Genomic DNA, 21,099 nt, shown 5'->3' with positions numbered 1-21,099 from the left:
CCGTTCCAAGTATCAAGGACGATTGCCAATGAAGACCCTGCTGTTCCCGTTCGCTGCCGCACTGGTCCTGGCCGCCTGCTCCCCGTCGAAGATCGAGTTCCAGATCGACAACCCGACCGACACGCCGCTGGCGTTGAGCATCGACGGCCAGGACCTGCCGGTGGCCGCGCAGGGCTCGCGCCCGGTCTCGCTGGCCATCGGCGAGCACCGCCTGCACACCGACAAGCTCGGCGACGTGCGCTTCATCGTCTACGTCGACGGTCGTGGCGGCCTGATCAATCCGACCCTCAGCGAGTACGTGATCGCCCGCGAGGTCTATGTCACCGACGAGAGCAAGCTGAAGAACTTCGGCGTCGGCAACAAGGGCATCGAGCTGGGCGGGGTCGACTTCGAAGGTCCGTTCGAGAAGAGCCACGAACTGTTCATCGACAAGACCTGGACCTACGGCGTGCGCGAACCGTTCCCGAAGGAAAAGGTGGTCGCCCACGTCGATTCCAGCGGCGGGCAGATCGTGGCCAAGGTATTCACCGCGCCGGATTTCATCGCCTACGTGGAAGAAGGCATGGGTGAACCCGGCGCGTTCAAGCGCGAGCAGCCCGCCGGCTACGTGGCGCCGGCATTCAGCCTGGAACCGGCCCCGGCCAGCCTGCCGGCGCTGGTGCCGGCCTTCGAGGCGCATGCCGCGCCGCTGCGCGAGGTCTATGCGCGCTGGCTGAGGGCCACCACCGCCGAAGAACAGAAGGCCCTGCGCAAGCAGGACTTCGCCGCGCAGATGGCCTTCACCTCGGCCACTGCCACCCTCGGCGGCAACCTGGGCCGGGAGGCCAACGAGGCCTACAACGACTTCGTCTCCCAGCGCAGCCAGCTGATGGGCCGCAGCGCCCTGGTGGTGCCCTGAGCTGACTGGCGCCCCCTGCCCGGCTGCGCTACCGTCGCCTTCCAGACGAAGGCGTACGGGTGGTTTGCACGCATTCGGCTAGAATTCCCCTCTTCTTTACACGACGGCTTCCGATGAATCCGAACTACCTCGACTTCGAGCAACCCATCGCCGACCTGGAAGCCAAGATCCAGGAACTGCGCAACGCCAGTGCCGGGCCGGCGGTCAATGTCGAGGCGGAAGTGCACGCGCTGCAGGACAAGCTGCGCATGCGCACCGCGCAGATCTTCCGCAACCTGACCTCGTGGCAGGTGCTGCAGCTGGCCCGTCATCCGTCGCGCCCGTACACCGCCGACTACATCCGCATCATCTGCGATGAGTTCCAGGAGCTGGCAGGCGACCGCGCCTTCGCCGACGACAAGGCCATCATGGGTGGCCTGGCCCGCATCAACGGCCGCGCGGTGATGGTGATCGGCCACCAGAAGGGCCGTGACACCAAGGAAAAGATCAAGCGCAACTTCGGCATGCCCAAGCCGGAGGGCTACCGCAAGGCCCTGCGCCTGATGAAGATGGCCGAGCGCTTCGGCCTGCCGGTGCTGACCCTGATCGACACCGCCGGCGCCTGGCCGGGCATCGATGCCGAATCGCGTGGCCAGTCCGAAGCGATCGCACGCAACCTGATCGAGATGGCCGAACTGAAGGTGCCGATCATCTGCACCGTGATCGGTGAAGGCGGCTCCGGCGGCGCGCTGGCGCTGGGCGTGGGCGACCGCACCGTGATGCTGGAGTACTCGGTGTACTCGACCATCACCCCGGAAGGCTGCGCCTCGATCCTGTGGAAGGACGCCGGCAAGGCCAAGGATGCCGCCGAGCAGCTGGGCCTGACCGCCCCGCGCCTGAAGAGCCTGGGCCTGGTCGACAAGGTCGTGCGCGAGCCGACCGGTGGCGCCCACCGCAACCCGACGCAGATGGCCAAGCGCCTGAAGGCCGTGCTGCTGAACGAACTGGATGCGCTGGAAAAGCTGTCCACCGAGCAGCTGCTGGAGCAGCGCTACACCCGCCTGCGCAGCTACGGCACGTACGAAGCGGCCTNCGCTGGAAAAGCTGTCCACCGAGCAGCTGCTGGAGCAGCGCTACACCCGCCTGCGCAGCTACGGCACGTACGAAGCGGCCTAAGCCCGGTAGTGCCGGCCGCTGGCCGGCAACACGCAGGTGATTGCAGAAACGAAAGAGCCGGGCAGATGCCCGGCTCTTTCGTTTGCGCCCTGGCGGCATCCACGCATGGCGTGGATCTACCGGGTACAGATGACCCCACTCAGAACGGCTTGGCCAGCACCAGCCACACGATCGGAATGAACGCCAGCAGCGGGATCTCGTTGATCCAGCGCAACGCGCGCGACGACGGCAGCGCCCTGCCCTTGGACGCGCCCTTCAGCAACCGCCCGATCCAGATGAAATACGCCAGCAGCACCACCACCAGCCCCAGTTTGGCATGCAGCCAACCGGCGCCGCCGGGCGCGACCATGGTCGGGAAATCCGGAATGACCTTGTAGCCCAGCCACAGCACCAGACCCAGCAGGAACGCCAGGCCGAACATCGAGTGGCCGAAGCGGTACAGGCGCAGGCCCATCAGCTGCAGGCGCTCGGTCACCGCCGGCTGGCCTGCAGTCTCGGCCAGATTCACCAGGATGCGCGGCAGGTAGAACACCGTGGCCATCCACGCCACCACGAACACGATGTGGAAGGTCTTGACCCAGTAGTAGCTCTGCATGCGCTCGCTCCGGCGGCTGGCGTAGGTTGGCCGTCATTCTCGCATGACGTGAACGGGCCACCCCACGCGCCAGCGCCGCGACACATCGACGCATGGCGCGCCGCAACACCGTACGATAGGCACCGCTTTCCCGATCCTGACCGCACGCCGCCCATGGACAAGACCTACGACGCCGCCTACTTCCAACGCTGGTACCGCCGTGCCGACATCGGTGGCAGCGCCCGCCTGGCACGCAAGGTGGCATTGGCTGTGGCCAGCGCCGAGTACTACCTGGAGCGACCGATCCGCAGCGTGCTGGATATCGGCTGCGGCGAAGGCGCCTGGCGCGCGCCGCTGCTGAAGCTGCGTCCGAAGGTCGAATACCTCGGCTTCGACAGCAGCGAGTACGCTGTGCGCCGCTACGGCCGCACCCGCAACCTGCACCTGGCCCGCTTCGGTGATTTCGCCTGGCTGCGGCCCTGCGCCCCGGTCGACCTGCTGATCTGCTCGGACGTGATGCACTACGTGCCCGACCGTGAGCTGCGTGCCGGACTGGCCGGCGTGGCGGAGCTGACCGGCGGCGTGGCCTTCCTGGAGACCTTCGCCGCCGAGGACGCGTTCGAGGGCGACCACGAGGGTTTCCAGGCCCGCCCGGCGCGCTGGTACCGGCGGACGCTGGCCCGGCACGGTCTGCAGCCGGTAGGGTCGCATTGCTGGCTCGGTCCCGCCCTGGCAGGCGATGCGGCCGCGCTGGAACGGATGTGAATCCGGATTCATTATTTTCAGCCAACTTAACCTGCGGGACACCCGGATGGGATATGCTGCGCGGCAACATATGACCATACATATTCGGTCGTCATGCTCTATCAACTGCACGAACTGACCCGCAACCTGCTCGCCCCCTGGGTGCACCAGGCCCAGGCCAACGCCAGGTTCTTCGCCAACCAGGGCCACTGGTGGTCGCAGATGCCCGGCGCTGATCGCCTGGCGGCGGTCAATGAACTCTTCCATCGCATCGGCAAGGATTACGAGAAGCCCGAGTGGGGCATCAACGAAATCGACGTCGAGGGCGAGCGCGTGCCGATCGTCGTGCACGAGGAAGTGAGCAAGCCGTTCTGCAAGCTGCTGCGCTTCAAGCGCCACAGCAATGAAGCCGACCAGCTGCACACCATGCTCAACCAGCCGTTCGTGCTGGTGGTGGCGCCGCTGTCCGGCCACCACGCCACGCTGCTGCGCGATACCGTGCGCACCCTGCTGCGCGACCACCGCGTGTACGTCACCGACTGGGTCGATGCGCGCATGGTGCCGTCCAGCGAAGGCGAGTTCGGCCTGGACGACTACATTGCCTACATCCAGGAGTTCATCCGCCACCTCGGCGTGGAGCGCCTGCACGTGGTCAGCGTGTGCCAGCCGACCGTGCCGGTGCTGGCGGCAGTTTCGCTGATGGCCAGCCGTGGCGAGCCGACGCCGCGCACGCTGGTGATGATGGGTGGCCCGATCGATGCACGCTGCAGCCCGACCGCAGTGAACAACCTGGCCACGCAGAACCCGCTGTCGTGGTTCGAGAACAACGTCATCCACACCGTGCCGGCCAGCTATCCCGGCGCCGGCCGTCGCGTGTACCCGGGCTTCCTGCAGCACGCAGGCTTCCTGTCGATGAACCCGAGCCGCCACTTCAGCTCGCACTGGGACTTCTACACCGACCTGGTCAAGGGCGACCTGGAAGACGCCGACGCACACCGTCGTTTCTACGACGAGTACAACGCGGTGCTGGACATGCCGGCCAAGTACTACCTGGATACGATTTCCGTGGTGTTCCAGGACTTCCTGCTGCCGCGTGGCGAGTGGGTGGTCAACGGCGAGAAGGTCGATCCGTCGGCGATCCGCGATACCGCGCTGCTGAGCATCGAAGGCGAGCTGGACGACATCGCCGGCCTCGGCCAGACCGAAGCCGCGCAGGCGCTGTGCACCGGCATCACTGCAGACCGCCGCGAGCATTTCATCGTCGAAGGTGCCGGCCACTACGGCATCTTCAGCGGCCGTCGCTGGCGCGAGGTGGTGTACCCGAAAGTGCGCGATTTCTTCGCCGCGCATGCCGAAGCACCTGCGGCGAAGGCTACGAAGAAGAAGAGCAACGTTACCCCGTTGCGGCGAAAGGCGGGGTAACTCGCCCAGGGTGGGTGCCGACCTTGGTCGGTACGCCCTGGTAGATGCCAACCTTGGTTGGCGCTCCCGGGGTCGGATCCCTTTCCAGCGGAAAGGGCTCTGACCCCAGCACGATCGGATCCGGGGTCAGAGCCCTGTTCTGCGAACAGGGATCCGACCCCTGACCGCTTACAGCCGCACGAGCAGGTTCTTGGCGATCAGCCCGTGCAGTTTGCCGATGCCGCGTGCCAGATGCATCGTCAGCAGCAGCAGCAGCGCCCCCGCCGCGGCAACCGCGATTGCCACCAGCGGCGAGGCCGCCATCGGCAGTACGTTCACGTCGTTGATGTACACGCCGGGGATGTCGCCACTGAAGATCGCCGCGACCGGCGCCCAGATCAGGCTCAGCGACAGCGACAGCAGCGTCACCGCGATGGTGAAGTAGATCACGCCCAGCGGCAGCATCAGCACGAAGTACAGCAGCGTCAGCCAGGTGCGGCCATCGGTGAACATGTCACCGATGCGCTGCGGCCACGTGCGGCTGCGGTCGGTGTACTGCGGCCGGCGCGGCATGCGCTCGCCCAGCAGCGCTTCCACCAGCCGCCCTTCCAGCAGTGCCAGCCCGCGCACCGAACCGAAGAACAGCACGGTCAGCGGGATGCCGATGATCAGGATCAGCAGGCCCAGCGACAGCGACAGGCCAGTCACCACCCAGGTGAAGAAGAAGATGCCGGTGGCCAGCGACAGCAGCATGTAGAACAGCGCACCGTAGGTATGCGGATCCGTCACCACGCCGAAGAAGCGCGCCAGCTGCGAACGCGGCACCGGTACCGGCGGGGGTGCGGCCGGCTCGACGCCACTGGCTTCCGCCGCCGCACGCAGCACCGGTGCGGTATCCGCACGCGGTGTACGCAGCGCGCGATTCACCGTCACTTCGGTCTCGCGGTAGATTTCGGCTACCTCGTCCGGCGCACCGTAGCTGCCGGCAACGTCGGCGATCACCTCGGCCTCGCTGCGGCCGGGCTGCGCGGCCAGTTCCGAGCGCAGGTATTCCTCGGCGTCGTACAGGGCGTCCTGCACCATCGCCGGGTCGGCGCCTTCCAGCGCCTCGCGCAGCTGCGCCAGGTACTGCGGGATGGTCGTGGGCAGGGCTCGGCCTGCCAGGCTCGGGTCGTTCATTGCGGTACCCCCTCCAACACGGAATCGACGGAATCGCGTGTGGCCTGCCAGGCCTGGCGCCATTGCGCCAGCACCTCGCGGCCACGTTCATTGATGCGGTAGTAGCGCCGCGGCGGCCCGCTGCTGGACGGCTCCACATGGCTTTCCAGCAGGCCAGCGCCCTCCAGGTTGCGCAGCACCGGGTACAGCGCGCTCTGCTTGCCGCTCAGCACGCCCTCGCCCACCCGCTCCAGCTCCTTGGCAATGAGGTAGCCGTACAGCGGCTCCCCGGCCCGGGCCAGCACCGCCAGCAGGGCCAGCGACACCGTTCCGGCGCTGAGCTCCTTCTGGAACTTCTTCAGCTGGACATCGTCCTCGGACATGACCGGCCCTCCACTACGTTGAAGTCCACAGTAGTGCGAAGTTCGGTATAGCGAATGTGTCGTTAGTCATCGTGCCGGTTGGCGTGGCCGGGCCGCTCGCGCAGAATCGAAGCCTCGTTCATGTTCCGGGGTTCCCATGCCGCACCGTCGTCGCCTTGCCCTGACCGCCCTCGCCCTGTCCTGCCTGCTGCCCGTCCTGGCCGGCGCGGCCATGCCCTACCGCAGCCCGCAGCAGATCCTCGATGCGTCAGCGGCCAGCGACTGGCGCACCCCGGACCCGGCCAACCTGCTGTACATGGACCTGCCGGCCGGGCGGGTGATCATCGAGCTGGCGCCGCAGTTCGCCCCGCGCCATGTCGCCAACATCCAGACCTTCGCCCACGAGCACTTCTGGGACGGCACCAGCATCTACCGCTCGCAGGACAATTTCGTGGTGCAGTTCGGCGATGCCAACGCCGATGACGCGACCAGGGCCAAACCGTTCGGCAGCGCCGCGCGCAAGCTGCCGGCCGAATTCGAACGCGCCAGCACCGGACTGAAGGTGAACGTGCTGCCGGACCGCGATGGCTGGGCGGCGCAGACTGGATTCGTCGACGGCTTCCCGGTCGGCCAGGACCCGCAGGCCGGCAAGGCCTGGCTGGCGCATTGCTACGGCATGCTCGGCGCGGGCCGCAGCAACGAGGAAGACAGCAGCATCGGCGCCGAACTCTATGTGGTAACCGGCCAGTCGCCGCGCCAGCTGGACCGCAACATCACCCTGGTCGGTCGCGTGTTGAAGGGCATGGAACTGCTCAGCGCGATCCCGCGCGGCCCGGCGCCGATGGGCTTCTACACCGACCCGAAGCTGCGCACGCCGATCGTGTCGATCCGCCGCGCCAGCGATGTGCCGGCGGCCGAGCGCACGCCGATCCAGGTGCTGCGCACCGATTCGAAGACGTTCGCCGATACAGTGGAGGCGCGTCGCAATCGCGTGGATGATTTCTACAAGCGCCCGGCGGGGCATATCGATCTCTGCAATATTCCGGTGCCGGTGAAGTAACGCCGTCGCGGGTTCTGCGCGTGGCGCGTGCTGAAGGTGCTTCATCGTTCATGGGCGTCACTTTTCTTTTCGCGCGAAAAGAAAAGTAACCAAAAGAAACGCGCCGCCAGGTCGCGAGCCGCCGTGCTTCGCACGCCGTTCCCCTGCGCTTCTCGGTGAATCAGGGGACGGCGCCGAACTCGCTGCGCTCAGACATCGGCGCCTCTTCGCCCCTGATTCCCCTGCGATGCTCGGCTCGCTCAAGGCGGACTGGAAGGTCAAGATCAACCGCAAAAGCATCCACGCATGGCGTGGATCTACTGGGTGCAGCTGTGGCCTTTGATCTGGGTCCGCCTTGAGCGAGCCGAGCACCGCAGGTCCGGCGAGGGCGAAGAGGCGCGGGTGTCTGAGCGCAGCGAGTTCCCGCGCCGTCCCTCGACGGGCCGAGGAGCGCAGGGCACCGATGCGCAGCATCGGCTCGTGACCGGCGGAACGTTTCTTTTGGTTACTTTTCTTTGCGTACAAAGAAAAGTAACGCCCATGAACAATGAAGCGCCTTCAGCACGCGCCACGTGCAAAACACCTCAACCCTTCTGACTCACCGCCACACTACCCAGGATCAACGCACCGGCAATCAACATCTGCACCGTCACCGCTTCCCCCAGGAACAACCACGCGAACGCCGCGCCGAACAGCGGAATCAGGTAGGTCACCGTCGACGCACGCGACGGGCCGATACGGCCGATCAAACGATAGAACATCAGGAACGCCAGGCCGGTACAGGCCACGCCCAGGGCAATCGCCGCGCCCCACGCCTTGGCCGGAATCGCCGCCTGCGGCCAGTGGCTGACCGCCATCGGCAGCATCCACAGCGAAGCGCAGGACAGCGTTGCCGCCGCAGCAGCCGCCGACGGCAGCCCGGTCATGTGCCGCTTCACCAGGTTCACGCCCAGACCGTACAGCAGCGAGGCCGCCGCACCGGCCAGCACCGCGGTGCCGATACTCAGGCCAGAGACCTTGGCCGTGGCCAGTACCACCACGCCGGCGAATCCGACCAGCAACGCGCCAGCACGGCGCATGCCGATCTTCTCACCGAAGAACAGGAAGGCGATCAGCGCGGCGAACAGCACCGTCATCGCATTGCAGATCGCACCGATCGCGGCCGGTGCCTGTTCGGCGGCATAGGCGAACAGCACGAACGGCAGCGCCGAGTTGATCAAGCCGATCGGTGCCAGCCACAGCCAGCGCCGCGGCGGAAACTGCGCACGCGCCCGCCACAGGAACGGCAGCAGCACCAGCGCACCCAGCACCAGCCGCACCTCGACCAGCGCGAACGGGCCGAATGACGGCACCGCCACCCGCATGAACAGGAACGAGCAGCCCCAGATGGCGCCCAGCAGGGTCAATTCCAGCGGCGTGCGCCAGTCGCGCTCGGCCACCTGTGGGACCGCATTCATGCCCTGCCTCCGTCCATCGTCTGTTCCTCGCCAAGGCAGACAGGATCGGGCGCAGACGCCCGCCGCACAAGCGCGTAGTATCGCTGCCAGCCACAAATATGGTTTGAGGCTCGACATGCAGCTACGCCCTTCCCTGCTCCCCGCACTGGCCGTGTTCGCGGTCGCCGCGCGCCACCAGAACTTCGCCCAGGCCGCGCAGGAACTGCACCTGACCGCCAGCGCGGTCAGCCACCATGTGCGCCGCCTGGAGGAGGTGCTGGAGACCCGGCTGTTCCTGCGCCACGCCCGTGGCGTGCGCCTGACTGCCGAGGGCCGGCAGCTGGCCGACGCCGCCAGCGCCGCCTTCTCCGATGTCGCGGCCGTCGCCCATCACCTGCAACCGGATGCCGACAGCGTGCCGTTGCGGATCACCACGCTGCGCTCGCTGTCCTACTGCTGGTTGCTGCCACGGCTGCCACGCTTCACCCAGGCCTATCCGCACATCCGAATCGAACTGCACACCGGCAGCGGGCTGGACCGCTACGACGACAACGGTCCGGAAGTCGGTATCCGCTATGGCCTGGGCCAATGGCCGGGCCTGCGTGCGCAGCACCTGATGGACGACTACCTGTTCCCGGTGGCCTCACCGGCACTGGCCGGAGTCGAAGCGCTGGTCGATCCGGCGCGCATCGCCGACCTGCCGCTGCTGACCGATCTGTCGCCGCAGGGCTGGCGTGACTGGTTCCGCCATGCCGGCGTGCGCCCGCCGTCGCCACTGCCGCCGATGCACACCTTCGCCGACAGTACCGATGCGATGCGTGCTGCGGTGTACGGCATGGGCGCGGTGCTGGCACGCACCCACATCGCGCAGCCCTACCTGCAGCGCTACGAAGTGGTACGCCTGCCCGGCCCGGCACTGAAAGCGCGCTATGCGTATCACGTAGTGCACGCCGAAGGGCAACCGCCGAGCCACGCCGCGCGCCTGTTCATCGACTGGTTGCTGGAGCAGGCGCAGGACGAACGCACGCCGATTCCCGCGTTGCCGGAAAGCCTGCTCGGGCGCCCGGCCACGCACGGCTGACTGCGCCCTCACCCGCTCTTTGCTTCACGCTGGCTAGGCTGCAGGCAACCCCACACCGTATCAACGCCATGGCCATGCTGCGACTGCGCATCACCGGAACCGAAGACGACGCCCGCGCGATCAGCGACCTGCTGCTCGGCCTGGAGGGCATCGAACATGTCGAGGAAACCGACGACCTGATGCCGCACATGGACGACGACGATTCCAGTTCGGCCGGGCTGTCCGATGACATCGGCCCGGGCATCCACGAACTGGAAGTGGAAGTCGGCAACGAAAGTACCGCGCAGAAGGTGCGCGATGCGGTGCAGGAACTGGCGCTGGAGCTGGATGTGTTCGTCGAGTACGAGACCGACGAGGGCTGATGCCGGCGGGCTGCCGGCATCGACCTTTTCCTCAAAGGGTGGGCGGCAGCGTGCGACGGCGGCGACGCCACCACGCCCGGATACCCCAGGCCACGACCAGGGCCAGCACGCCCACCGGCAGCAACGCTGCGACCGCGCGGATCAGGAACGCAACGCTGGTGCTGAGGATGCTGCCCGACTCGCTCAGCGCCTCACCGATCTCGCTGCGACTGCGCTGGCCCGAGGTGGTGTCGAAGTGCATCGTGACCAGCTGTGTATCGATGCGCCGGCGCTGCTGCGCGGCATCCTTGTTGGCCTGCTCGACACCCGCCTCGATCTCCGACAGCCGCGTGGTGATCGCCATCAGGTCTTCGATCTTCAGGTCCTTGCGGTCCTGGTAGGACAGCAGCCGCGCGTGTTCCTTCTCCAGCCGCGCCTTGGTCAGTGCCGTATCGGCCACCGCCTGCGCGAGGTCCTCGGCACGCGTGTTGCGCGACTGCAGTTTGCCACCTTCACCGGCCATCGCGATCAACGGCTCGGCGCCCTTCGGCGCGATGCGTACCTTGACCTCGCCGCTGGGCTGCTCGCCACTGCGCTGGTCGACCTGCAGCACCGCGCAGTCACCGAACTTCGCGCTCTGGCAGGCCTGTGCCACCTGCTGGATGCGGGGTGCGATCTGCGCCGCTTCCAGCTGCACCTGCACGTCGTGTTCGTAGGCGAGGAATGCGCCCTCCGGTGAAGCAACGGCCGCTTCGGCGGCAGTAGCGCCTGCATCGGCCGCCACATCGCCGTGTTTGGCGCAGGCTGCCAATGCAAGCAGCAGCACCGGCATCGCCACCACGCGCGTCCACGCGTGCAGCGGCCTCACAGTGCCGCTCCGTCGTAGGACATGACGGCCAATGTGGCCAGATCCACCTGCGGTACGCAGCGCACGTTCACCGCCACCATCGGCGTGCCGGTGCGCGGATCCACCGCTTCACTGTACGGCGCGACGCCACACTCGCGGCAGTGGTGGTGATCGATATGCGCCTTGTTGAAATGATAGGTGGCCACGTCCGCCGGATCGGTGGTCAGCTGGAACGCCTCGCGCGGGGCGAACCACAGCAGGCTGCCGCGGCGGCGGCACATCGAGCAGTTGCAGTCGATGACATCGCTGATTGGCGCCTCGGCCTGTACGGTGAATGCGATCCTGCCGCAATGGCAGCTTCCCTGGTATTCCATGTCCTGCGCTCCGCTGGAGAGTCCCTGTCTGCGCCCATGGTAATCCTATGGCACGGGGACAAAGCAGCCCCGGGGCCCTATGCTCGGGGTTTGACCCTGTACAGGAACGCCGATGCGCCCGCATCTCCTTGCCCTCGCCCTGGTCGCCGCCCTGGCCGGTTGCCAGCCGGCCGACGCCCCGACCAACGGTTCCACCCCGGCCGCCAGCCAGCAGGCCGGTGACGCGGCGGTCGATGCCGCCTTCGCCGACCTGTCCAAGCGCGCCCTGGACACCTGGATGCAGCTTTCGCCGGTCAGCGCCACCCAGATCGGTGACCACCGCTACGACAGCGAGCTGGACGACCTGAGCGCCGCCGGCCAGCAGAAGACCGTGGCCGCCTACAAGGCATTGCTGGGCGAGCTGGACAAGATCGAGGTGGCCAAGCTGGGCCGCGAGAACCAGGTGGACGCAGCGATCCTGCGCAACCAGCTGCAGTCGGAAATCTGGAACGCCGAAGTGCTGCAGTCCGGCAAGTGGGACCCGCAGCTGTACAACGGCATCGCCGGCAGCGCGATCTACGGCCTGATGGCGCGCGAGTTCGCGCCGCTGCCGGAGCGCCTGAAGTCGGCCACCGCACGCATGGAAAAGCTGCCGGCGATCTTCGCCCAGGCCCGCGAGAACCTGGATCCGGCCCGCGTGCCGAAGATCCATGCCGAGACGGTGGCCAAGCAGAACAAGGGCATCCTCAGCATCGTCGATACCTTCATCACCCCGCACATCGGTGAACTGCCGCAGGCCGACCAGCAGCGCCTGCAGGCCGCCATCGACGGCCTGAAGAAGGCCGTGGACGAACAGCAGACCTGGCTGGACAAGACCCTGGTGCCGAATGCCAAGGGCGACTTCCGCATCGGTGCGGAAAAGTACGACCAGAAGCTGAAGTTCGCGCTGAGCTCCTCGCTGTCGCGCCAGGAGATCGGTGAGCGTGCACGCGCCGAACTCAAGCGCGTGCGCGAAGACATGTACGGCATCGCGCAGACCGTGCTGAAGGACAAGCCGGGTGCGCCGGAAATGCCGGCCCAGCCGACCGACGAGCAGCAGCAGAAGGCGATCGAGGCGGCACTGGAACTGGCCTACGCCGACAAGCCAGCGCGCGACAAGGTGGTCGACGATGCGAAGGCCGCGCTGGAGCAGTCCACCGCGTTCGTGCGCGAGCACGACCTGGTGACCCTGCCCGATGCGCCGGTGGACATCATCCTGATGCCGGAATTCCAGCGTGGCGTGGCCGTGGCCTACTGCGATTCGCCGGGCCCGCTGGACAAGAACCTGAAGACCTTCTACGCCGTGTCGCCGATTCCGGACGACTGGAACGAGAAGCAGGTCGACTCGTTCCTGCGTGAATACAACTCGCGCATGATCCACCTGCTGAGCATCCACGAAGGCACCCCGGGCCACTACCTGGAAGGCTGGCACTCGGCCAAGTTCCCCTCGACCCTGCGTGCGGTGCTGCGTTCGGGCCTGTTCGCCGAAGGCTGGGCGGTCTACACCGAGCGCATGATGCAGGAGCAGGGTTACCTCAACAACGACCCGCTGTTCCACCTGGTACAGCTGAAGTTCTACCTGCGCACGATCTCCAACGCGATCCTCGACCAGGGCGTGCACGTGGACAACTGGGATCGCGAGAAGGCGATGCACCTGATGACCCACGACGCGTTCCAGCAGGAAAGCGAAGCCGCCGGCAAGTGGGTGCGCGCGCAGCTGACGTCGGCGCAGCTGCCGACCTACTTCGTCGGTGCGCAGGAACACTTCGACACCCGCAAGGCGGTGCAGGAGAAGCTGGGCGACAAGTTCAACCTGAAGGCCTACCACGACCAGGTGCTGTCCTACGGCGCCCCGCCGGTGCGTTTCGCACGCCAGCTGATGCTGGACCAGCCGATCGAGTGATCGGGACGGTGTGAGATGAAGCGGAGCGGCCCGGGGAAACCCGGGCCGCTTTTTTTATTCGCCCCTGCTTGGGCTACTGCCGGGTCAGAGCAGATGGATGTACATTTTCTTTGAGCCCAGCCGCAGATCCACGAAGTACTCGGCACCACAGCCACGACAGGCTGCAGGGCAATCCTCATCGCTGCCCCGCTCGTTTTCCAATGAGCCAGCCACTACCGGGTATCCGCACTCGAAACAGTTGAAAGCCACATGGTTGCCATGCGGATCAGCAGGGATCTCGTCACCCTCACCGTCCATCACGAGAAAATCAGTGATTCTCATCGCCACTCCCTCCGGCTGAATTGATGACGACAGACTAGCCGACTCTTGAGCTTCAGGCGCCACTCCGGTCCTGAACACCTGCAAACCGGGCCTGTGCGGCCTCACAACTGGCAAACGACTCCGGGCGCATCGTTCGCATCGCCTCCCCGTCCCTGCAGGTTCCCATGCCCTCCCTGGTGCTACGCCTTGGCCTCCTCTCCGCTGCCTTGGCGGCCGCCCCTGCCTACGCCGCCTGCCCCCCGCCACCGGCTGGATACCCCGACATCCGCGCCCTGGGCTACTACACCGACAAGGCTGGATCGGTGATCGACCCGGTACTGCACCAGCAGAACAAGGACGCCACTGCGCCGCTGGACCGCTATGCCGCCGACGTGGCGCGCATGAGCGATGACTACCTGCGCACCGGTGACCCGGCAGCGGCACAGTGCACGCTGAGCTGGCTGGGTGCGTGGGCCGATGATGGCGCCATGCTCGGGCAGATGATCCGGGTCAACAACGATCAGTCGTTCTACATGCGGCAGTGGATGCTCGATGCGGTAGCCATGGCTTACCTGAAGGTGCATGACCAGGCCAACCCGCAGCAGCGCGCGCGTATCGATCCGTGGCTGCAGAAGCTGGCACGGGCCAACCTGGCGTACTGGGACAACCCGAAACGGCGCCGCAACAACCACTACTACTGGGGCGGTCTGGGCGTACTGGCCACCGGCCTGGCCACCGACGACGAGGCCTTGTGGCAGGCCGGCCACGCCGCCTTCCAGAAGGGCATCGATGACATCCAGGACGATGGCAGCCTGCCGCTGGAGATGACCCGTGGACAGCGTGCCCTGCACTACCACGACTACGCATTGGCGCCGCTGGTGATGATGGCTGAGCTGGCGCGGCTGCACGGCCAGGACGGGTACGCCAGCGGGGATCACGCCATCGACCGCCTTGCCCGCCGCGTCATCGAAGGCAGCAAGGACCCTGCATGGTTCAACGAACACACCGGCGTTGCACAGCTGCCCCTGCAGGCCAGCGGCTGGGTCGAGTTCTACCGGTTGCGATCACCGGATGGCGGCCTGTTCAATGCCGCGCATGCACGCGGCCCGTTCCACTCGCCACGGCTCGGCGGCGACCTTACGCTGATGGCCACGCATGGCATCGTGCGCACGCCGCTGCGTTAGCAGCGTGCCTCAGCGCGATGCCGGATGCAGCAGGCGTTGGAACTCGGCGACGGTGCACCCCTGAGCCGCGCACCCCGGCACACGAAGCGCGACGCGGCCCGGCGGCTGCGCGTTGGTCAGCGACAGCGCATCGCGCAGCTGCGCGGTGGTCGGGTAGACGTAGGCCAGGCGGATCCGTTCCAGCCCGCTGTGGCGATCACGCCAGCGCTCGAACTGCAGCAGGCCGCCGATCGGCGTCTTCTCGTACTGGCCCGGCAGGCTGTAGTCGCTGATTCCCAACGCCGCCAGCACCGAACCGATATTGGAATCGTGACCGACCAGCAGGCTCACTTTCGGCGATGCGGGATCTTCCAGCAACGCATCCACGCGTGCCAGCAACGGTCCGGCCACATCCCGCGCCACCTCGGGCGTTCCGAACAGGATGTCCTGGTAGCGGTTGCGGATCTGCGCCAGCGCCTGCCATTGCGCCTCGGTGGTCAACCGGCCCCAGCCTTCGCGGGGGATGCCACTGCCCTGGTAGTGCTCCATCAACAAGGCATCGACCAGCCCGCTGGCCAGAGCCAGTGATCCGGAGACGCGTGGCTCCTTTCCCGGTTCCGCGCTGAAGGTGGTGTCGGACAGCGCCAGATGGCAGTCGTTGTGCCCCTTGCATGCCGCCGACTGCGGATAGCGGGTGATCTCCTCCACCACGGACAGTGCCGGTGCCAGATCGGATGCGGACAGCGCCTGCTGCATCGCCGATGCCGCACGTGCGCGGAACGCCGCGTCATCGCGGTGGATCACCGGATTGAACAGCGGGTCCATCGTGCCCAGCGGCATGCGTTGCTCGACCGCAACATGGCAGCCCGGGAAGGCACCGGCAACGAAGAACTGCGCGGTGGCCTGGGTGCGCTGCAGGCTGTTGGCGTACGCGTGGAAGTCATCCTCCTGCGGGCAACCCGACACCGGCAACAGCTGCGCCTGGCGCAGCCACTGGGCGATGTAGCGGCCCATGTAGACCTCCAGCACGCCTCCCTTGGTAGTCAGCTCGCCCGGTGCCACCTCCCAGCGCGGCCAGGCCTCGGGCGTCGCATTGGCCAGCGCGCCGGAGGCTACCACCGGCGCGCGCAGGTTGTGACGGCTGAGCAGGACGACCTGCTTGAGCTGGTCGCCGTCCATGGGTGCCGGCGCAGCCGTGGCAACCGTGGCAACCGTGGCAACCAGGCTGAGTGCCAGCAACAGGGAGCGCAGGGGGCGGATCATGCAGGTCTCCGGAAACACGCTGGGGTCAGAGCCCTTTCCTGCGGAAAGGGATCCGACCCCGAAGCGATCATTGATCGGCAGCAACAAATCCACCGGTCTGCCGCGCCCACAACCGTGCGTACAGGCCACCGGCTGCAATCAGCTCGGCATGGGTGCCGGTCTCGACGATGCGTCCCTGGTCCATCACCACCAACCGGTCCATGCGCGCGATGGTCGACAGCCGGTGCGCGATCGCGATCACCGTCTTGCCGCCCATCAGCTCATCCAGGCTGTCCTGGATCGCCGCTTCCACTTCCGAGTCCAGTGCCGAGGTTGCTTCGTCCAGCACCAGGATCGGTGCGTCCTTCAGCAGCACGCGGGCAATGGCGATGCGTTGGCGCTGGCCACCGGACAGCTTCACGCCGCGCTCGCCGACATGTGCGTCGTAGCCACGACGCCCCTGCCCGTCCACCAGCGTATCGATGAAGGCTTCGGCACGCGCCTTGGCCACGGCTGCGCGCAACTGCGCATCGGTCGCGTCGGGGCGACCGTACAGCAGGTTGTCGCGGATCGAGCGATGCAGCAGCGACGTGTCCTGGGTAACCACGCCGATCTGCTGGCGCAGGCTTTCCTGGGTGACGTAGGCAATGTCCTGGCCGTCGATCAGGATGCGGCCGCTTTCCAGGTCGTACAGGCGCAGCAGCACATTGACCAGGGTCGACTTGCCGGCACCCGAGGGACCGACCAGGCCGATCTTCTCGCCCGGCTTCACCACCAGGTCGAGGCCGGCGATCACGCCGCCCTTCTTGCCGTAGTGGAAATGGATGTCCTGGAAGTGCACGCCACCACGGGTCACCTGCAACGGGACCGCATCCTCGCGATCCTGCACCGTCAGCGGCTGCGCGATGGTGGTGATGCCGTCCTGCACCGTGCCGATGTCCTCGAAGATGCCGTTGATGGTCCACATGATCCAGCCGGACATGTTGTGGATGCGGATCACCAGACCGGTCGCCAGGGTGATCGCACCGACGGTGATGTGGCCGCCATTCCACAGCCACAGCGCCAGCCCGCAGGTACCGGCGATCAGGAAACCGTTGACGATGGCGATGGTCAGGTCCATGCCGGTGGTCACCCGGGTCTGCGCGCGGTGCTTGACCGCCAGTTCCTGGATCGACTCGGCCACGTAGGCCTGCTCGCGCCCGCCATGGGCGAACAGCTTCAACGTGGGAATGTTGGTGTAGCCATCGACGATGCGGCCCATCGCCTTGGAACGCGCTTCGGACGCAATCCAGGCCCGTTCCTTCGCGCGCGGCACGAAGTAGACCAGGATCACCGCATAGGCCAGCAGCCACAGGATCAGCGGCACCATCAGCCGCCAGTCGGCCTGCGCGAACAGGTACAGCGCGGTGCCGGTGTAGACCACGATGTACCAGAGCGAATCGACCATCTGCACCGCCGATTCGCGCAGCGAGGTACCGGTCTGCATCACCCGGTTGGCGACGCTGCCGGCAAAGTCGTTCTGGAAGAAGCTCAGGCTCTGCCGCACCACGTAGTTGTGCATCAGCCAGCGCGAGCGGTTGCTCAGGCCGGGCACGATGGCCTGGTTGACCAGCAGGTTGTGCAGGCCGACCAGGATCGGCCGCGCGATGACCGTGATGAACAGCATCCAGCCCAGGTCGTTGGCATGGCGCTTGAAGAAGTCGGCACCGGGCTGCTCGGCGACCATGTCGACGATGCGGCCCAGGTAATCGAACATCGCCACTTCCACCAGCGCCAGCAGCAGGCCGGCGATGAGCGTGGCCAGCAGCACCGGCCACACCGGGCGCAGGTAGTGCAGGTAGAACGGCAGCACCTTGCGCGGAGGCATCCGCCCGTCCACGGGCGGGAACACCGGAATCAGGGATTCAAACCAACGGAACATCGCATTCCCTCGCCATCTTTAGCTGGCGGAGTATCCCATGCCGCATGTGTACGCCGGCCGACGATCGCTGCGGCTGCGGTCGTGCCGGCCGCTGGCCGGCAACCTTGTGACGCATCCGGGGATCATGAGGTTGCCGGCCAGCGGCCGGCACTACCCATCGGATTCGTCAAACGTCAGCGCCGGGCCACGCCCGGCGGCGTCATTTCACTGGGGTGAACAGCAGGTCCTGGAAATCGAAACTGAAATCGGTCAGGTCGGAAATCGGCTGCATGCGCACCTCGCGCACCTTGCCGTCCGGGTCCAGGCTGAAGTTCACGAACGCGTCGGCGTTGAGCGAACGGTCGTCCCAGCGCACGATGAAGGTGTCGTGCTGCCAGTGCTCCAGGCGACCGCTCAACTGCGCGGTCTTGGCAAAGCGCAGGCGCAGTCCCTTGCCCTCGGCACTGACCTGCATGTCGCCATACCAGCGGTCGCGGAACGTGCCTGTGTAGCCGGCCAGCGCCAGCGACGGCCTGCTGCCCTTGTCGCGCGCGCTCTGGTGCTTGGCCCACGCCTCGTCGGCCTTGTCCTGTCCCTTGGCCACGGCCTTGGCATAGGCGTCCACCCAGTCATGCTTTTCACCGCCCAGGTAGGCATCGAGCACACTCAGGGTGATCGCATTGAACGCCGCGCCCACTTCCTGATTGGTCAGCACCACCACGCCCAGTTTCTCGCCCGGTACCAGGGTCAGCCGCGAGACCATGCCCGGCCAGCCACCGGTGTGCCAGACCAGCTTCTGCCCGCGGTAGTCGCTCAGGCTCCAGCCTTCGCCATAGCCGGCGAAGTTGGCCCGCGCCGGTGCCAGCTCCGGCACGCTCGGCGCCGGGATCGACTGCGGGGTGATCATCCGCCACATCTGCTGCTGGCTCTTCTCGGAGAACAACGGCGTGCCGTCGGCCAGTTTGCCTTCGGCCAGCTGCACCTGCATCCAGCGCGCCATGTCGTGCGCGCTGGAATAGATGCCGCCGGCGCCGGCATTGTTCGACCAGGTCAGCGGCGCGACAGTGCGCAGGTCCTTGAAATCGTACTTGGCGTGGCCGACCGCCGCCTTGTCGCCCGGCTTCAGGTGGTCGGCGTTGTAGCGCGTGCCAACCATGCCCACCTTGTCGAAGATGCGGGTCTGCAGGAACTGCTGGTAACTCATGCCGGAAACATGCTCGATCACCTGCTGGGCGACCGCGTACAGGATGTTGTCGTACGCATAGCCCTCGCGGAATCCACCCTTCAGCGGCACCTTGCCCAGCCGTTCCACCACTTCGGCATTGCTGTAGGAGGTGGTCGGCCAGAACAACAGGTCACCGGCGCCCAGGCTCAGTCCGCTGCGATGCGACAGCAGGTCGCGGATCGTCATCTGCCCGGTCACGAACGGGTCGGACATGCGGAACGACGGCAGGTGGTCGATCACCTTGTCGTCCATCTTCAGTTTGCCGTCCTCGGCCAGCAGGTTCAGCGAAGTGGCGGTGAACGCCTTGGTGTTGGAAGCAATGGCGAACAGCGTATCGGCCTGCACCGGTTCCGGCTTGCCCTGCTCGCGCACGCCCCAGCCGCGTTCCAGCACCACCTGGCCGTCCTTGACCACGGCCACGGCGACGCCGGGCACGTCGAACTGCGTGCGCACGCGCTCGACGGTCGCATCCAGGTCCTGCAGCTGCGCCGGGGTCGCCGCGCTTGCCATGGTCGTGCATGCCAGCAGCACGGCTCCTCCAATCCAGGTTTTCATCCAGCACCATCTCCGAACAGGGGTAGCGGCCATGTGCAGGCCGTCACCAGGGTTTCGCAGGATGGTAACGGTCTGCGGCGCAGCCTGCCCTGTGCCATAGGAGGGGTGCCATGGGCGGGAACGGCCAACCAGACAACGGATCCACCATCATTCCATGCCTGCGCTATCGCGACGCGCAGGCGGCCATCGACTGGCTGCAGCGCGCCTTCGGCTTCCATGCCCAGGCCGTCTACGCGGAGGGCGATACGGTGTTCCATGCGCAGCTCACCTTCGGCCACGGCATGATCATGCTCGGCTCGGCCGACAAGGAAAGCGAGTGGAACCAGCATGCGGCGATGCCTGACGAGGTCGGCGGCCGCCAGACCCAGAGCGCCTGCGTGATCGTCACCGATGCCGATGCGCACTACGCCCGGGCCAAGGCCGCCGGGGCACGCATCGTCATCGACATTGCTGACCAGGACTACGGCGGACGCGGCTACGCCTGCGCCGACCCGGAAGGCTATCTGTGGTGGTTCGGCAGCTACGACCCGTGGCGCGCGGACCACGACCAGTGACCGCGACCGCCCGTCCGGCGGAGATCCGCTGCGGCATCGGTGGCTGGGTGTTTCCCGAATGGCGTGGCGGCATGTTCTATCCGCCAGGCCTGCCGCAGCGCGAAGAGCTGGCCCATGCCAGCCGCGCCCTGCGCTGCATCGAAATCAACGGCACCTTCTACCGCACGCCCACTGCGGCGCAGTGTGCGCACTGGGCCGCGCAGACGCCGGAAGGCTTCCGGTTTTCGATGAAGGCGCCACGCTACCTGGTACAGCGCCGTGACCTGTCCAGCACCGTGGAGGCGGCCGCACCGTTCCTTGAGGCGGCGTTGGCGCTCGGTGACCGGCTCGGCCCGTTGCTGTGGCAGTTCGATCCGCGCCATCCGGCCGATGCCGATGCATTGTGCGCGCTGATGGCGCAGCTGCCGAAACAGCTGGAAGGGGTGTCGCTGCAGCATGCGCTGGAGGTCCGCAACGCCGAGGCACATGGCCCGGCACTGGTCGCCGCCGCCCGTCGACACGGCGTGGCGCTGGTGATCGAGGACAGCGACGAGGCCCCCCTGCACGGTGACGTCAGTGCCGGTTTCGTCTACGCACGGATCAAGCGCAGCCAGGCCCGCTTGAACGAGGGCCTGCCGGCGCCGGTGCAGCAGCGTTGGGTGGAACGCGCAACGCGCTGGTCACAGGGCGAGCCGGTGGAGGACCTGCCCTGCCTGGCCGCGCCGGCTCCGGAAACTCCGCGCGAGGTCTACCTGCTGTGCATCGGTGCTGGCAAGGCACGCAACCCGGCGGCGGCGATGGCCCTGCAGCGGCGGGTAGATGGGGCCAGCAAATCCTCACGCGGATAGCG

The 21,099-nt window shown here is 66.7% G+C and carries 21 protein-coding genes and 1 pseudogene; 12 read left to right on the top strand and 10 right to left on the bottom strand.

Features of this window, described 5'->3' with window-relative positions:
• Positions 1–28 precede the first annotated feature (28 nt).
• Positions 29–898, top strand: coding sequence for a hypothetical protein (locus D5301_RS22020; RefSeq protein WP_153856887.1), 870 nt, complete (start codon positions 29–31; stop codon positions 896–898).
• 113 nt (positions 899–1,011) lie between these two features.
• Positions 1,012–1,962 (top strand): annotated as a pseudogene (locus tag D5301_RS22015) (acetyl-CoA carboxylase carboxyltransferase subunit alpha); the annotation flags it as partial.
• Between the two features lie 230 nt (positions 1,963–2,192).
• On the opposite strand, the gene D5301_RS22010 reads toward D5301_RS22015, so the two are convergent.
• Entirely contained in the window at positions 2,193–2,648 is a 456-nt protein-coding gene (locus D5301_RS22010) for a CopD family protein (protein ID WP_110711699.1), read from the bottom strand.
• Positions 2,649–2,801: 153 nt separating this feature from the next.
• Here D5301_RS22010 and D5301_RS22005 point away from each other — a divergent pair, with 153 nt between their 5' ends.
• Positions 2,802–3,392, top strand: a complete 591-nt coding sequence (locus D5301_RS22005; RefSeq protein WP_032128334.1) for a class I SAM-dependent methyltransferase — start codon at positions 2,802–2,804, stop codon at positions 3,390–3,392.
• Between the two features lie 93 nt (positions 3,393–3,485).
• The gene (phaZ, locus tag D5301_RS22000) at positions 3,486–4,793 is read left to right on the top strand and encodes a polyhydroxyalkanoate depolymerase (RefSeq protein ID WP_153856886.1); all 1,308 of its coding nucleotides are present in this window, start codon (positions 3,486–3,488) and stop codon (positions 4,791–4,793) included.
• Between the two features lie 168 nt (positions 4,794–4,961).
• Here phaZ and D5301_RS21995 read toward each other — a convergent pair whose 3' ends face one another.
• Complete coding sequence (locus D5301_RS21995) at positions 4,962–5,951, bottom strand: sensor domain-containing protein (RefSeq protein WP_153856885.1); 990 nt, start codon at positions 5,949–5,951, stop codon at positions 4,962–4,964.
• Positions 5,948–6,313 (bottom strand): PadR family transcriptional regulator, encoded by a 366-nt coding sequence (locus tag D5301_RS21990; protein WP_032128337.1) that lies wholly within the window; start codon positions 6,311–6,313, stop codon positions 5,948–5,950. The genes D5301_RS21995 and D5301_RS21990 overlap by 4 nt, the downstream gene beginning before the upstream one ends.
• Positions 6,314–6,449: 136 nt before the next feature.
• On the opposite strand from D5301_RS21990, the gene D5301_RS21985 reads away from it, so the two are divergent.
• Entirely contained in the window at positions 6,450–7,352 is a 903-nt protein-coding gene (locus D5301_RS21985; RefSeq protein ID WP_153856884.1) for a peptidylprolyl isomerase, read from the top strand.
• Positions 7,353–7,637: 285 nt separating this feature from the next.
• Entirely contained in the window at positions 7,638–7,928 is a 291-nt protein-coding gene (locus D5301_RS21980; RefSeq protein ID WP_153856883.1) for a hypothetical protein, read from the top strand.
• On the opposite strand, the gene D5301_RS21975 is transcribed toward D5301_RS21980, so the two are convergent.
• On the bottom strand, positions 7,916–8,788 hold the full coding sequence (locus D5301_RS21975) for a DMT family transporter (protein WP_049461770.1): 873 nt from the start codon (positions 8,786–8,788) through the stop codon (positions 7,916–7,918). The genes D5301_RS21980 and D5301_RS21975 overlap by 13 nt on opposite strands.
• 115 nt (positions 8,789–8,903) lie before the next feature.
• Here D5301_RS21975 and D5301_RS21970 point away from each other — a divergent pair, with 115 nt between their 5' ends.
• Both D5301_RS21970 and D5301_RS21965 read left to right on the top strand, forming a co-directional pair.
• Complete coding sequence (locus D5301_RS21970) at positions 8,904–9,848, top strand: LysR substrate-binding domain-containing protein (RefSeq protein ID WP_110711693.1); 945 nt, start codon at positions 8,904–8,906, stop codon at positions 9,846–9,848.
• A 68-nt stretch (positions 9,849–9,916) separates the two neighbouring features.
• Positions 9,917–10,210 (top strand): hypothetical protein, encoded by a 294-nt coding sequence (locus D5301_RS21965; protein WP_005408721.1) that lies wholly within the window; start codon positions 9,917–9,919, stop codon positions 10,208–10,210.
• 31 nt (positions 10,211–10,241) lie between these two features.
• On the opposite strand, the gene D5301_RS21960 is transcribed toward D5301_RS21965, so the two are convergent.
• Complete coding sequence (locus D5301_RS21960) at positions 10,242–11,021, bottom strand: DUF4349 domain-containing protein (RefSeq protein WP_153856900.1); 780 nt, start codon at positions 11,019–11,021, stop codon at positions 10,242–10,244.
• A gap of 32 nt (positions 11,022–11,053) precedes the next feature.
• On the bottom strand, positions 11,054–11,410 hold the full coding sequence (locus tag D5301_RS21955) for a GFA family protein (protein ID WP_110711692.1): 357 nt from the start codon (positions 11,408–11,410) through the stop codon (positions 11,054–11,056).
• 112 nt (positions 11,411–11,522) lie between these two features.
• Between D5301_RS21955 and D5301_RS21950 the strand changes: the two genes are divergently transcribed.
• Positions 11,523–13,331, top strand: coding sequence for a DUF885 domain-containing protein (locus tag D5301_RS21950; protein ID WP_014036483.1), 1,809 nt, complete (start codon positions 11,523–11,525; stop codon positions 13,329–13,331).
• Positions 13,332–13,415: 84 nt separating this feature from the next.
• On the opposite strand, the gene D5301_RS21945 is transcribed toward D5301_RS21950, so the two are convergent.
• Complete coding sequence (locus tag D5301_RS21945; RefSeq protein ID WP_049399572.1) at positions 13,416–13,652, bottom strand: hypothetical protein; 237 nt, start codon at positions 13,650–13,652, stop codon at positions 13,416–13,418.
• Positions 13,653–13,816: 164 nt separating this feature from the next.
• On the opposite strand from D5301_RS21945, the gene D5301_RS21940 reads away from it, so the two are divergent.
• A complete protein-coding gene (locus D5301_RS21940; protein ID WP_153856882.1) occupies positions 13,817–14,815 on the top strand; it encodes a polysaccharide lyase in 999 nt (332 codons plus the stop codon).
• Between the two features lie 9 nt (positions 14,816–14,824).
• Here D5301_RS21940 and agp read toward each other — a convergent pair whose 3' ends face one another.
• The 3 genes from agp to D5301_RS21925 form a co-directional block, all read right to left on the bottom strand.
• Complete coding sequence (agp, locus tag D5301_RS21935) at positions 14,825–16,057, bottom strand: bifunctional glucose-1-phosphatase/inositol phosphatase (RefSeq protein WP_153856881.1); 1,233 nt, start codon at positions 16,055–16,057, stop codon at positions 14,825–14,827.
• A gap of 67 nt (positions 16,058–16,124) precedes the next feature.
• On the bottom strand, positions 16,125–17,957 hold the full coding sequence (gene smrA / locus D5301_RS21930; protein ID WP_110711689.1) for a multidrug efflux ABC transporter SmrA: 1,833 nt from the start codon (positions 17,955–17,957) through the stop codon (positions 16,125–16,127).
• 199 nt (positions 17,958–18,156) lie between these two features.
• Positions 18,157–19,716 (bottom strand): serine hydrolase, encoded by a 1,560-nt coding sequence (locus D5301_RS21925; RefSeq protein ID WP_153856880.1) that lies wholly within the window; start codon positions 19,714–19,716, stop codon positions 18,157–18,159.
• 110 nt (positions 19,717–19,826) lie between these two features.
• Here D5301_RS21925 and D5301_RS21920 point away from each other — a divergent pair, with 110 nt between their 5' ends.
• Positions 19,827–20,270, top strand: a complete 444-nt coding sequence (locus tag D5301_RS21920) for a VOC family protein (RefSeq protein ID WP_110711687.1) — start codon at positions 19,827–19,829, stop codon at positions 20,268–20,270.
• Positions 20,267–21,097 (top strand): DUF72 domain-containing protein, encoded by an 831-nt coding sequence (locus D5301_RS21915; RefSeq protein ID WP_180847627.1) that lies wholly within the window; start codon positions 20,267–20,269, stop codon positions 21,095–21,097. The genes D5301_RS21920 and D5301_RS21915 overlap by 4 nt, the downstream gene beginning before the upstream one ends.
• The last annotated feature ends 2 nt before the right edge of the window (positions 21,098–21,099 follow it).

This window comes from Stenotrophomonas sp. MH181796, assembly GCF_009659995.1.
In the GTDB taxonomy this organism is placed as follows: Bacteria; Pseudomonadota; Gammaproteobacteria; order Xanthomonadales; family Xanthomonadaceae; genus Stenotrophomonas; species Stenotrophomonas riyadhensis.
This window is presented reverse-complemented; position numbering and strand designations above follow the sequence as displayed.